The organism is Mucilaginibacter gilvus (genome assembly GCF_004054195.1).
GTDB lineage: Bacteria > Bacteroidota > Bacteroidia > Sphingobacteriales > Sphingobacteriaceae > Mucilaginibacter > Mucilaginibacter gilvus.
On sequence record NZ_SBIW01000002.1, the window covers coordinates 245,226 to 259,064 of the forward strand.

The window sequence follows — 13,839 nt, forward strand, 5'->3', positions numbered from 1 at the left end:
TTTAGTTTTAAAGGGCTATTTTTGTTTCATACCCGCTATGAATAAATTTTACCTCGGCCTGCTCTCCCTATCTATCATAACCGGCAGCGCTATCGCTCAAAATAAAACTCAGCCTAAAGCCGATACATTAAAGCAACTGAAAATGGTTACTGTTAAAGGCTACCTTACCGAGCAACCCGTGCTAAGCGTACCTGCATCTGTAAGCGTACTTAGCGCGGCCCAATTAAAACTACAGCCCGATAACTCCTTTATAACCGCTTTAAATACCGTACCCGGCATACGGGCAGAAGAGCGCTCGCCCGGGAGCTACAGGCTATCTATAAGGGGGAGTTTGCTCCGATCGCCTTTTGGGGTTAGGGATGTGAAGGTTTATTTTGACGAGATCCCCTTAACCGATGCAGGTGGCAATACCTACTTAAATGCCCTCGATATCGGTAACATCCGCCATATTGAAATATTAAAAGGGCCAGACGGCAGTTTGTTTGGGGCCAATAGCGGCGGCGTGGTTTTATTAAGCCCCGTAAACCGATTGGATAGCAGCTACCTTTCGGCAGGTGTAAATGGTGGTTCGTATGGTTTATTTCACCAGAAGGTGTCCCTGCAAAACAGCAGCAAGAACTACCGTTTCAACTTTAACCAATCCTACCAAAACTACGACGGCTACCGGCAAAACAGCCGGATGCACCGCAACTATTTACAAGCCGGCGATGCATGGCAATATGCCAAAAACAGCGAGCTACGCGCCACCGTACTCTATTCCGATCTGGGTTATCAAACACCGGGCGGCTTAACGCTTGCACAGGCCGAAACCGATCCGCGGTCGGCGAGGCTGCCTACCAAAACTTTACCGGGGGCTATCGATCAAAAGATCCGCATCAATACCAAATTGCTATTGGGCGGCATAACCAATGATGCTAAAATAGCCGATGGTGTACGCAACGTGCTCACGGTATTTGGCAACCATGTAGATTTTGCCAACCCTTTCATCACCAATTACGAACAACGGGACGAAAACACCTACGGCTTGCGTACCTATTTCCAATTCGAGGGCAAGCAGTCTGCCAATTTTGATGGCAAGCTGAATATTGGGCTGGAGTGGCAGCAAACCAACTCACTCATCAGCAACTACGATAACAATAAGGGCGATAAAGGTAACGTGCAAAAGATAGACAAGATCAACACCAACCAGCACTTCTTTTTTGCACGTTACGCCGCAGATATTTATAAACGCCTGCACGCCGAGGCGGCGCTCAGCCTGAATTACTATCATTATAAATTCAGGAACACTGCACCGCTAAACGAGGCTGACTTTACCAACCGCGATTTTACGCCGCAACTGATGCCGAGGTTCGCATTATCCTACCAGCTCACCAACGATTTTATATGGCGCGCATCGGTCAGCCGTGGTTACTCTACCCCTACCACTGCCGAGGTGAGGCCGACGGATAATATAGTAAACACAGGGTTGCAAGCACAATTTGGTTGGAACTATGAAACCGGTTTCCGCCTGCGGAATAAAGATGAAAGCATGTTACTGGACGCATCCGTATTTTATTACCGAATCAACAATGCCATTGTTCGCCAGTTAAACCCTAACGAAACGGAGTATTACGTAAACGCAGGCGGCACCAAACAGCCGGGTTTCGAGCTGGCTTTTACCGATTGGCTCATTCGCCAAAACAATACGCATTTTATACGCGGCCTGCAATTTAACACCTCGTTAAGCATCAGCAGGTTCAACTTTAGGGATTATAATGTGGCTGGGAATAATTACTCGGGTAATAAACTTACCGGCGTACCACGCGAAGTTGTGGTATCGTCGTTGCAGGTACTGCTCCCGCAGGGCCTGTCGGTTTTTGTGCAGCATAACTATACTTCTAAAATACCCTTGAACGATGCCAACACCGTTTACGTGGGCAAATATCACCTGTTACAGGCAAAAGCATCGTGGCAGCACCAACTTGGCAAAACCAGGCTGGAGATTTATGCCGGTGCCGATAATCTCCTGAACGAAAAATACAGCCTCGGGAATGATCTCAACGCCATTGGCAACCGGTATTACAACCCTGCTGCCCCAAGGAGCTATTATGCGGGATTAGGTATTTCTCTGTAAAAAGGGAGCAACCGGTTAACATAAAGGTGTTCACTCCTGTTTTTTAATTTCATTGAGCCATTTTATTTAATTTATTGATAATAAATAGATTACAAAAATTAATTAAGGAACAGGGGTGCTCCAAAGTGTTTCTCCAAAAACTATAAAATACTGATAATCAATGATTTTTTAAAATAAGTGTTCCACATTTAAATGTGGAACACCTCTGAAAGTATAGTAATCTGAGATGGTGCTAACCCCTATGAACCATCAACAAAAATTCATTAGATTTATACCAAATCTCAGTCTCATCATGAAATTAAAAACCTTTATCCTTTCGGCGGTTATTGTTGCAGCTGCCTGCATTTCTGCCTGTGTAAGCCCTGCGGCGAAACAGTACGAAGAACCCGCTTTGAGCGATTATTTTAGAGATACTACCTCCGGCGTAAAAAACGGCGGGGTGCAAATGGTGAGCATCAATACCCCAAAAGGCAAATTCAAGGTATGGACTAAAAAACTGGGCAACAGCCCCACCATGAAAATATTGCTGCTTAACGGCGGCCCCGGCGCCACGCACGAATATTTTGAGTGCATGGAAAGCTTTCTGCCCGGCAAAGGAATTGAACTGATCTACTACGACCAGTTAGGTTGCGGAAACTCTGATAACCCTAAAGATACCACTATGTGGAGCCTGCCTCGTTATGTGGAAGAAGTGGAGCAGGTACGGCAAGCCCTGCATTTGGATAAGGACAATTTTTATTTGCTGGGCCACTCCTGGGGTGGCATTTTGGCTACCGAATACGCTTTAAAATACCAGGCGCATTTAAAAGGCCTTATCATCTCCAATATGATGGTAAGTTGCCCCGATTATGGCAAATATTCGGAGGTTTTAGCTAAACGGCTCGACCCAAAAGTATTAGCCCAGATCCGCGGTATTGAAGCAAAAAAAGACTATGCAAACCCTAATTATATGGGCCTGCTGCAACCCAATTTTTATGAAAAGCACATCCTCAGAATGCCAAGCGCCGAGTGGCCTGAACCTGTAACCCGCTCTCTCGGAAAAATGAACCAGTCGTTATATGTAACCATGCAGGGACCAAGCGAATTCGGTATTGCCGGCAACCTGGTGAACTGGGATCGTAAAAAGGAGATCAAAAGCTTATCTGTACCTACGCTGAGCATCGGTGCCCAATACGATACCATGGACCCAAAGCACATGGAATGGATAGCCACCCAGGTGCAAAACGGCAGCTACCTGTATTGCGAAAAAGGCAGCCACATGGCCATGTACGATGATCAGCGCACCTACATGCGCGGCCTTGTCAGATTTATAAAAGCCGTAAATGCGGGAGAGAAAAAAGTAGATTAGTTGATAGATCATGGTTAGGAAGTTAGTTCGTACTGCCGTCCTATCTTTCTATTATCTATGAACTATCACCCATGAACCAATCTAAATTGCAGGCTTGGGGTTAGTAGCAGGTCCTTCGGCCATGTTACCGCCTCGCCCTTTTGAGTCAAAGGCCCTGAATTTCACCAGCCCTTTTGCGTCTACCGGGCTGTTGTAAAGCTTGCTTTTGGCAGTCGGTTCGGTACCATCCGTGGTGTACCTAATGACGAGGCCGGGGTATTGAATATTACTCAGGTATTTACCATCCTCTAACACAACACCCGGTTTTGGGATGCGGAAACTGTAACCGCCGTTATAATAAGCCAGCCTCGGCAATTCGCGCTTACCGAGGATGTTCAGAAATTTACTCCAGTCCTCATTATATAAAATACGGGATTTAGCGGTATCTCGTTCTGTCGTCCAGGATGGGTCCTTTGCCCAGGCACGTTCCGCAAGGCCAATCAGTTTTGGGAAGATCATATAATCCATTCGTTCGGCGGTTTTTACGGTTTCGCCCCATAAGGCACCCTGCAGGCCGATGATGTTTTCTTTACCATATTCGGTAAGGCGTTGTTTACCCACAAACAGGTTCCGGTTAATGGCGATGCCGTTTTTATCTACGTCGGCATTTTTAAAGTAATCGTACGGGATAAATGAGAAGAATTTATCTATCCCCAAATAAGCGCCCCAATAGTATCCCGGCTCGTCGAAAGACTTGTAGTTGGCCATATCAAAATACAGGTTTGTAACGCATGTAAGCACTACTTTGTAACCGCCGTTTGCCAGTTTGTAAGCAAGGTCTTCCTGCCCGTCGCCCAGTACATTGTTCCAAACATCCACCTGCATCCCTTCGTTTACGAACTGCGGGTTGGGTACGTAGGTGGCATGCCCGTCTACATTGGTTTTGCGCAGAGCCATTTCTTCCCACCCGGAAAGTTTGATGTTACGTTTCTTCAAAATATCGTTCACCCTGCCGTAGAAGTAATACCAAAGGTCGCCTGTACCCTGTATCTCGGGATGAGTGGCTTTTAAAGTTAGGTAAGCCGGAGATTTTTCCCATACATGTGCAGGCACCTCGTCGCCACCAAAATGGATAGCGGGCAGGGGCGCGTTAGCCTCTTTGTACATATTCACCAGGTCACCGACCACGGTCTCAATATAGTTATAGGTAGACGGCAGCGATACATCGATCACGTTATCATTCCAGTACTGTACCGAGCGGTAATCCGATTTATCGTTCAGGTCGCGCAGCAAATTATGCTCTGCGCCGGCTTTATCACCAGCAGCCAATAAACGCTCGTATCGGGCATCCATCGCTTTGATAGACGCACGGGCATGGCCTGGCGTTTCAATTTCGGGGATAACGGTTACGTGGCGTTCGTTAGCGTATTTTAAGATCTCGATATAATCGGCCTTGGTATAAAAACCGGTACCGGCAGTGTTGCTAAAATCGGGACCGGAACCATGTGAGGCAGGCAGGTTGGTTTTACTATCCAGCGAGTGGCCTCGTTTAGAGCCAAGGGTAGTAAGTTCTGGGAGCGATGGGATCTCAATTCGCCAGCCCTCATCATCTGTAAGGTGCATGTGCAGGGTGTTCAGTTTATAAACCGCCATCAGGTTTATCAGTTTTAATACCTGTTGTTTACTTTGGAAGTTACGGGCCACATCCAGCATTACCGCACGGTACGGGAAGCGGGGCGCGTCTTTTACTTCAACGCAAGGGATAAGAATTGATGACTGTACTTTATTTGTGACAGGAATAAGCATTTTAAACGACTGGATGCCGTAAAATATACCAGCTGATGTTGAGGCAACTATTTGTACTCCCGATGGTTGAACGCTTAACTCGTATCCTTCAACACTCAAGCCGGTTTTATATCCGATAGTTATCGACTTTAGGCCTTTTGATTTCGAACTGTTGTGAAACTTATCTCCAATTAAATTTTCTAAATATGCAAGCAGCTGTCCGTATTCTTTGTCGAATTTATGATCGACAGATACTCCGGGCATTACGCCTTTATCTAAATTAAAAAAGCCACCTAAATTTTCCTGGTAGTTTACAGGCGTTGGGATTATTTTCTGCAAACCGGCAACCGGGATATCCAATATAGTTTTGTTCTGGTTATACAATATCTCCGGAGTTATTAAACCCTGGTAAGTAGGGTTATAAGGCTTAACCGTAAACTCGCCAAGGGCGTAGCCTTTTGCAGGTTCGTTATCCCAAACCAGGTACGGGCCTTCAATGGCATCAGTGAAATTCACCACCGGCGATTCACAAACATATTCAATACGGCCACTTTCACCGGGCTTTATCTCCGGGAATTTGGCAGTTGGTGTAATGCTGTATAAGTCGCCATTTATTGGAGTTATGGTAGCATTGCCGGTGGTTGCATTAGGCAAAAAATTACGCGAAGAGTTAAAGTAGACTTTCCAACCCGAAGCAGGTAAAGCCGTTTTGCCTTTGTTGGTGATCACCAACGCGGTAAGCGCCTGCCCTTTATTTTGATAGTTATTATCAACTACTTCCCAGCTGATGTGCAGGTTTTGCGGATCAAGTTTTGGCTCTTCGCGGGTAAGGGCAAACGAATTTACACTGGTAACGGCAACAATAAATAGTAGGATAAAACGACGCATGGCAATTATATTAGGTTGAGAACCGTAAATATAATTAAAATATCGATTTATAATGTTGGCTATACTTCTTAAAATATTTTTTAAAGTGTGAATTTTATCCAGCCCTCACCCTCATAACCAAAGATGAATTGTTTTGGATGGATGATCTCTGCTAATATTTCTACCGAATCTACAATGCGGGGGCCGGGACGGTTAAAGTATTGGTTACCATCGGCAATGTAAACGCGGTTGTTTTTTACAGCCTTCATTTCACCGAAGCCAGGCAACTGCAGCAGCACGTCTATTTCGCGCATGGTGCGTTCAATGGAAAAGCCGCAAGGCATCAGTATCAGCACATCCGGGTTCTGCGCTTGTATATCTGCCCAGTTTACATAGGGCGAATGCTTGCCGGCTTGTGTGAGGATAGGCACGCCGCCAGCGATAGTAACCAGCTCGGGCACCCAATTACCGGATAACATCATCGGCTCCAGCCACTCTATACAGGCAACCGTAGGCTTATTTTCCATAAACTTTAGCTTATGGCGAATAATATCTACGCGTTCCTGCAGGCCTTCAATTAATTGCTCGCCTGCTTTGGCAACTTCGAGGGCTGCCGCAACGGTAGCGATATCGTTAAATATATCATCGAGGCTATTGGGTTGCAACGATATGATGGTGGCGGGTTTATCCAGGTAGTTTTCTAAAGCTTGCTCGACATCGGGCAGGGAAACCGCGCACACTTCACATTGCGCCTGGGTGATCACCACATCGGGTTGCAGCTCTTTTATCACCTCGCGGTTTACGGTATAAACCGATAGCGCATCGGCCAATATCTCCTTTACTTTCACATCAATATCGGCACTGCTTAAACCATCTGGAAAGTTAGCCTCCGAGCATACCGGCAGGGCCTTTACCTGTTCGGGGTGATCGCACTCATGAGAACGGCCAATTAGGCTATTTTCGAGGCCGAGCGCGCAAACAATTTCGGTAGCGGCGGGCAATAAGGATACTATTTTAGGAGCAGGCATAATATTCAGTTTGCAGCGGGCGGTTTGCTTTTGCTTTACCTTCCCATTCAAGGTGCAAATATGCGAAATAATGAGTTTGCATAATCCACAATCGTTCATATCTCCCATGGGGCTATCTCTTATTTTATTGCCCCGTAAAGTATTATCTTTGTCCCCGATGATATTCCTAACCTTACTTGCCGGGGTGATAGCCAATTTTATAGGCTATATACCGCCGGGTAATATAAACCTTACGCTTGTACAAATAACTATAAACCGCGGCATAAAACAGGCCCTGCAGTTTATCATCGCGTTCTCCTGCGTGGAGTTTTTCTTCACCTACGTGGTAATGCTGGGGGCCAAGTGGCTTTCAGAAGAAGTGAGGCTGGATACTATTATAGATTGGGTAATGGTAGTCCTGTTTGGCACATTGGCTGCTATCACCTGGCGTAACCGAAACACCCCGCCGAAAACTACTTACAGCCAGCACGCCAGCATTAAATACGGCATCCTATTAGGTTTTTTAAACCCCATGCAAATCCCATTTTGGATGGTAACCGGCACCTACCTTATTACCCACGAATGGATAGATGACAAACCGCTCGACCTGGTATTTTTCAGTGTTGGCTCGGCTATGGGTGCATTTATCGCGCTGTTTTTATATGCCAAATTTGCCAGCTACCTGCAAAAGAAATTCGCGCTGAGCACCAAAATTATAGATACCAGTATCGCCATACTTTTCTTCGGCTTTGCACTGTACCACGTTTTTAAACAGATCTATCTGGTGTTTTTCAAGCATCATTAGGAGGCGAGCCCCTAACCCCCTGAAGGGGGAACAGAAGTTTGCAAACGGAGTAAAAGAGTGTTTTCAAAAACTCCCCCTTCAGGGGGTTGGGCGCCCCGGCTTCGAACTGATATTCCAGATCTTCTCCGCTTTGCGCCCTATCAGCCAAAACGATAGTGCGAGGATAGAAAAGAACAGTGTTTTGTTAGTACCATCCCAAAAGTACTCGAAGTATTTGGTGTAGAGGAATATAATGAGGAAGGTAATGCCAAACTCCCGGGCAATTACATCTTTACTTTTTAAGCCGTAAAACAGGAAGCCACCAGCTACTGTCGCCGATATAATGCCCCAATAAAACAGGCTGATCTGTTTGATGGTCCACCAAGCATCCAGGCTACCATAATTGCCAAAGATGCTCAGCAGCCAAAGCGACATAAACAGGTACAGCATACCAACTACATAGGTAAGTTCCCAAAAAAAGCTGAACCATTTTTTGTTTTTAAGGAAGTAACAGGCGGTTACCGACAATAACCCAAAAAGCACGAAACGCATTGGATAGTTCATGCCTAAAAAGTAAAACGTCCAATTGGTTTGGTAGCCTGTTTCGGTACCGAACCAGCTCCCCAGCGATACCAGCGCGAAAAGCCATATCAACCGCGAACCCATTCGCCATGCTAAAAAACCATAAATAAATACCGATACTAAAAACAAAAGTGAATAGTGCCCCGAATGATTATCGAAGGTTTTGCCAAGGTAGGCAATGCTGCAAGCAGTAGATAACACGCCGGTAAAAATAACTGCTTCGTTACTGAAAATCTTTTCGGGGTGCAATTTTTCGCGTTTGCGGCCGAGGTAAAACAGCCCCACAGCCAGGGCTGCCGAGAGGATAGCGATAACAATATCAGGCGTATCGTACAGGTTTTTTATCCAGTTGATAACCGCGTCATCCACAATAAGCGAACCTACAGCCACCACCCCGCAGATGAGCGCTACCCAAAAAGAATATTTGGCCAGCCGCATCCAGTCGAAACCCTTTACCTCGTAAGAAGTGCGAAGTTTTTCCGCTTGTTCGGCGTCAACTAAATGGTGTTTTTCCCAATGGGAGATGGTATTGTTTAAAAATTCACTTTCCTGCCTGTCGAGGTTAAGTTTAGCCATACCGCACGTTACGCCAATTTTAGATTAGAGCGATACGAATTAAATTAATTAACGCGATATTATCAAGTGGGTATTTAACCTTGTCTTAAAACCATAGTGATAAGAGAATAAGGACGGTTAGGTGTTAAACTGGGGATTATCCAACACTAACAACGCCAGCACATCCTCTTTATCTTTGCCTAACTGCACCACTAATTCATCCAATGATGCAAAGCGGATGTCCTCGCGCACAAAGTGCAAAAATTCCATGCGCAATTGTTTATTGTAGATATCGGCGTTAAAATCGAAGATATTTACCTCGATGTTCCTCGTCATGCCGTTAACGGTTGGGCGGTGGCCAATGTATGCCATACCGTTGTATTCCTTCCCTTCTACCTTCACTCTTACCGCGTAGATCCCGTCTGATGGGATCAGCTTGTATCTTTCCTCCAGCATGAGGTTGGCGGTAGGATAACCCAACTGCCGGCCCAACTGGTCGCCACGGATAACTTTACCGGTAATAAAAAACGGATAGCCCAGACATTCGTTAGCGATGTCTATCTGCCCATCCAGCAAAGCCGTACGGATACGGGTAGAACTGATGGCAACATCATTAATATCCTGTTCGGGAATCTCCAGCACTTCAAACCCATATTGAGTGGCTAACCTCAGGAGGTCTTCCAGCCCACCTTTACGATCTTTACCAAAACGGTGATCGTAGCCTATTACAATTGTTTTTATACCGATCTTCTTCACCAATATATCGCGAATATATTCCTCAGCAGACTGGTTGCTAAAATCGCGCGAAAACGGGGTGATGATCAAATGGTCTACACCCAATTGCTCCATCAGTTCGGCCTTTTCAGCAATGGTGGTAATGAGTTTGATGTTCTCGTCTTCGGGATGCAAGATCATCCGCGGATGCGGAAAGAAAGTTAAAATAACTGTTTCACCACCCGCAGCTTCGGCCAATTCTTTTAAACGAGCTATAATTTTACGGTGCCCGATATGCACGCCATCAAAAGTACCGATGGTAACCACGGCGTTTTCTAAGGGCGTAAATTCATCTATGTGATGATATATCTTCATTTTTAAGGATTCCTCAAAGGTAAACGTTGAAAGTACAACGAAGAAAGCTTTTTTATTATTGAACTAAATTATTGACCCGCAACTGATGCATCATCCGCGGATCCAACGCTCTTCAAATCCCTAATAGTATTCACCAACTCCAACACTTCGTGCGCATCTTCTATACGGTAATTGCCGCTACGGGTTCTGCGCAGGCGCGAGAGGTAGGCACCATTATTTAACGCCGCGCCAAAATCGTTCACCAACGAGCGGATGTACGTCCCTTTGCTGCATACTACCCTAAAGTCTACTTCGGGTAGTTCTATCCGGGTTAGCTCAAATTCGGTAATGGTTACGTTACGCAGGCGCAGTTCCACCTCTTCTCCACGGCGGGCCTTTTCGTACAGGCGTTCGCCATCAATTTTTATGGCCGAATGGGCAGGTGGGTATTGCTGAATATCGCCCGTGAACTGCGCGCAATTGGCCTTTATTTGATCTTCGGTAAGGTGGCTTATTTCAAATTTCTGTTCGGGCTCACTTTCCAGGTCATAAGTCGGGGTGGTAGCGCCCAGCACCATGGTGCCTGTGTATTCTTTTTCTTCGGCCTGAAAGGTATCTATCTGCTTGGTCATTTTACCGGTGCAGATGATGAGCAGCCCCGTTGCCAGCGGATCGAGCGTACCCGCATGGCCAACTTTTAACTTCAGCGGCTTAAAGGCATTGCGGATCTTGCCAACCACATCAAAGCTTGTCCACTTGTAGGGTTTGTTTACCAGCAACAGTTGTCCGTCGGCAAAGTCCTGAATATTGGTGAAAGTAGTAGTGCTCAAAATTATTTTTTAAGCGGCAAAGGTAAAGATTTTACAGATGGCATTCTATTCTACTATGCAGCCCCCTGTCTGAATCAGAATTCACAGAATTTTAGAATGAACAGAATTCGATAACCGTCATTGCGGTAATTCGGTCACTTTATTTTATTCTGAAAATTTTCTAATTCTGTAAATTCTGATTCAGGCACCTTACAAACAAAAATAGCGATGGCTTTCAGCACATCGCTATCCTGCATAACAATAGTGTATCTTATAAAATCTGCAGGTTATGCCCACTTAAATAAAGACCTATAATAACCCCTCCTACTAAAATACGGTACCAGCCGAATAGTTGGAAGCCACGTTTCTCTAAAAAGGTGATGAATGTTTTAATGGCTAATAAAGCCACAATAAAGGCTATAACGTTACCGATAGCTAAAAGCTTTATTTCTTCGCCGGTAAAAACGTGACCGTCTTTAATAAAGTCATATAATTTTTTGGCGGTTGCGGCAAACATGGTGGGCACTGCTAAAAAGAACGAAAATTCTGCGGCTGCCTTGCGGGTAAGTTTCTGCGACATACCGCCTACAATAGTTGCAGCAGAGCGCGAAGTGCCCGGAATCATAGATAAGCACTGGAAGAAACCGATCTTAAGCGCGGTAAGATAGCTGATCTCTTTTTCTTCTTTAACGTCGGGCTTGTTAAACCATTTATCAACAAACAATAAAATAACGCCTCCAATAAACAGGGTGATACCTACTGTTAGAGCGCTTTCCATCAATTCGTCAATTTTTTTACTGAATAGCAACCCGAACACTGCTGCGGGAAGAAAGGCTACAAATAATTTGTAGTAAAAATCGAGGGTTTGGAAAAAGCGTTTCCAGTATAAAACGACTACCGATAGGATAGCGCCCAACTGGATAGCAACGGTAAATAGCTTAACAAAATCGTCGCTTTGGATGCCCATCACCGACGAGGCGATGATCATGTGCCCGGTGGAAGATATAGGCAAAAATTCGGTGATGCCCTCAATGATGGCAAGCACAATTACATGAATAATATTCATTAGTTAGCTGCTGTCTTTTTTAGGATCGCGTAAAAACCTAAACCAAAGCCCGCCAATACAACTATTGGTGCAATTACAATTTTTGTAGTGCTGTAAATATCGGTGGTGCCGCTCATTAGCACAAAACCCAAAGTTACTACAGCAATGCTGATAATTAACCAGCGATAATTTTCTTTACCGAACACAAACTGGGCCGGGGTAGTGGTCTGCAGTGATGCTGGTTTGGGAGCTGTTTTAACCGGACCGGCCGGTTTTGATTGCAATGCCATATATTTTAATTGTTGAATTGTGATTTATGATTTAGAAGTGCCTCAACACTCCCAATGAACTATTGAACCAATGAGCCAATGAACTATCTGTACAGATCGTATATTTTTAAACGTAAAAACTTGTTTACCGCCAGGAAAGTGCTCACGGCAGACATGATAACCCCAATGCCAATAACACCTAAAAACACGATGCCGAACTCGGTGTAGTTACGCAGGATCACCAGGTCGGGTATTTGCTGGTAGGCCAGGTAAAGGGTGCCTATCAGTATCAACACAGCAATTAAGCCGCCTAATAAGCCGTGCCAGATGCCATACAACAAAAACGGCTTACGAATAAAGCCCTTGGTTGCCCCTACTAACTGCATAGACTTGATGAGAAACCTTTGCGAGTAGATAGCCAGCCTGATGGTATTATTAATAAGCGCCACCGATAGTACCACAAATATGGCCGCGAAAGCGAGTATCACCAATATGATGGATTTCAGATTTTGGTTCATTTGGTCAACCAATGATTGCTGGTACTTCACCTCTTTCACCAGTGGGTTCTTCATCAGTTCGGCCTTAAATTTATCGATGCCTGCATTATTGGCGTAATCGGCTTTCAGATACACATCCAGCGATTGCGAAAGGGGGTTATACCCCAGGAATTTCACGAAATCTTCACCAAGGTCCTTTTGCAAATTACGGGCGGCAAGCTCTTTACTTACGTATTGCGTTTGCTTAACCATTGGGTTGCCATCCAACTGTTTTTGAAACTGCAGCACGTCTGTTTCGTGGGCGGCATCGTCCATAAAAATATTAAGCACAATGTTTTCTTTTACGTAACGCGACAGGTTGTTTGCCTTCACCAAGATCAGCCCCAATAGCCCTATCATCAATAAAACCATAGCAATACCAAAAACGGTAGATATATATATCGTTTTGGTCTTTTTTGCCGATTCGCTTGCTTCAAATTCTTCCATGTGCCTTCCTTAGATATGAGATTTAAGATGTGAGATACGAGATAACGCGTATGCACATCAATTCTTATAGTTTGCGAAAATAACAAACCTGCCCTAAAGGTAAAAGTTTATGCGGGATAATTAACAATAATTAACGGACACTAACACGATTAAGGGATTTAAGGATTGAGCAGAATTTTGAATCTCAGCCTAAAACCATTCTCAACTCACCAATCAACCATTCACATTATGGCGTTGCCTTCGGCCCGTGCTATCCGCTCCAACTCCTCATTCCACAGTGCCGATAGGAGCGCTGCTCCATTCCGGGGTTTCCACTCTTATCAAACGCGGAAATCGTATAAAACAGGCCATCCGGCAATAAACAAATTAAAGTGCTGCCTGTTATCTCATCATGACAACTCCAGCAAACGACCACGATAAACCATCTCCATCAGATACGCCTACTCAAAGGCCAAATGACGAAGGGCATAAAAGCGTTGTAAAGAACCGCGATAAAGAGTATAATGCCGATGAGCCTCAACAGGAAAACTTGGCAAAAAGGTACGAGAACGAGGAACAACCTGTAAAATCGGTAAACGACGCGCCAAAGAAAAACCAGCCCGACGCATCTGACGACGACGAACGCAGGCTGGAATCGAAATAGCG

General features: G+C 45.1%; 12 protein-coding genes. 4 read left to right on the forward strand and 8 right to left on the reverse strand.

Annotated elements, in window-relative coordinates:
• Positions 1-37 precede the first annotated feature (37 nt).
• Complete coding sequence (locus EPL05_RS04340; RefSeq protein WP_128532462.1) at positions 38-2,113, forward strand: TonB-dependent receptor; 2,076 nt, start codon at positions 38-40, stop codon at positions 2,111-2,113.
• 292 nt (positions 2,114-2,405) lie between these two features.
• Positions 2,406-3,461 (forward strand): proline iminopeptidase-family hydrolase, encoded by a 1,056-nt coding sequence (locus EPL05_RS04345; RefSeq protein ID WP_128532464.1) that lies wholly within the window; start codon positions 2,406-2,408, stop codon positions 3,459-3,461.
• 81 nt (positions 3,462-3,542) lie between these two features.
• Here EPL05_RS04345 and EPL05_RS04350 read toward each other — a convergent pair whose 3' ends face one another.
• Together EPL05_RS04350 and EPL05_RS04355 are read right to left on the reverse strand one after the other, a co-directional pair.
• A complete protein-coding gene (locus EPL05_RS04350; protein ID WP_128532466.1) occupies positions 3,543-6,113 on the reverse strand; it encodes a family 20 glycosylhydrolase in 2,571 nt (856 codons plus the stop codon).
• An 80-nt stretch (positions 6,114-6,193) separates the two neighbouring features.
• Positions 6,194-7,171, reverse strand: coding sequence for a cobalamin-binding protein (locus tag EPL05_RS04355; protein ID WP_243837210.1), 978 nt, complete (start codon positions 7,169-7,171; stop codon positions 6,194-6,196).
• Positions 7,172-7,277: 106 nt separating this feature from the next.
• On the opposite strand from EPL05_RS04355, the gene EPL05_RS04360 reads away from it, so the two are divergent.
• Positions 7,278-7,904: a LysE family translocator gene (locus EPL05_RS04360; protein ID WP_128532467.1), complete on the forward strand. Its 627-nt coding sequence runs from the start codon at positions 7,278-7,280 to the stop codon at positions 7,902-7,904.
• Positions 7,905-7,982: 78 nt separating this feature from the next.
• Here EPL05_RS04360 and EPL05_RS04365 read toward each other — a convergent pair whose 3' ends face one another.
• The 6 genes from EPL05_RS04365 to EPL05_RS04390 form a co-directional block, all read right to left on the reverse strand.
• The gene (locus tag EPL05_RS04365; protein ID WP_128532469.1) at positions 7,983-9,041 is read right to left on the reverse strand and encodes a DUF2157 domain-containing protein; all 1,059 of its coding nucleotides are present in this window, start codon (positions 9,039-9,041) and stop codon (positions 7,983-7,985) included.
• Positions 9,042-9,158: 117 nt separating this feature from the next.
• On the reverse strand, positions 9,159-10,109 hold the full coding sequence (locus tag EPL05_RS04370; RefSeq protein ID WP_128532471.1) for a bifunctional riboflavin kinase/FAD synthetase: 951 nt from the start codon (positions 10,107-10,109) through the stop codon (positions 9,159-9,161).
• A 68-nt stretch (positions 10,110-10,177) separates the two neighbouring features.
• On the reverse strand, positions 10,178-10,918 hold the full coding sequence (gene truB / locus EPL05_RS04375) for a tRNA pseudouridine(55) synthase TruB (RefSeq protein WP_243837211.1): 741 nt from the start codon (positions 10,916-10,918) through the stop codon (positions 10,178-10,180).
• Between the two features lie 250 nt (positions 10,919-11,168).
• On the reverse strand, positions 11,169-11,963 hold the full coding sequence (locus tag EPL05_RS04380; RefSeq protein ID WP_128532475.1) for an undecaprenyl-diphosphate phosphatase: 795 nt from the start codon (positions 11,961-11,963) through the stop codon (positions 11,169-11,171).
• Positions 11,963-12,232, reverse strand: a complete 270-nt coding sequence (locus EPL05_RS04385; protein WP_128532477.1) for a DUF3098 domain-containing protein — start codon at positions 12,230-12,232, stop codon at positions 11,963-11,965. Before EPL05_RS04385 ends, EPL05_RS04380 begins: the two co-directional genes overlap by 1 nt.
• Before the next feature lie 83 nt (positions 12,233-12,315).
• The gene (locus EPL05_RS04390; RefSeq protein ID WP_128532479.1) at positions 12,316-13,194 is read right to left on the reverse strand and encodes a cell division protein FtsX; all 879 of its coding nucleotides are present in this window, start codon (positions 13,192-13,194) and stop codon (positions 12,316-12,318) included.
• A 391-nt stretch (positions 13,195-13,585) separates the two neighbouring features.
• Between EPL05_RS04390 and EPL05_RS04395 the strand changes: the two genes are divergently transcribed.
• Positions 13,586-13,837 (forward strand): hypothetical protein, encoded by a 252-nt coding sequence (locus EPL05_RS04395; protein WP_128532481.1) that lies wholly within the window; start codon positions 13,586-13,588, stop codon positions 13,835-13,837.
• Positions 13,838-13,839 lie beyond the last annotated feature (2 nt).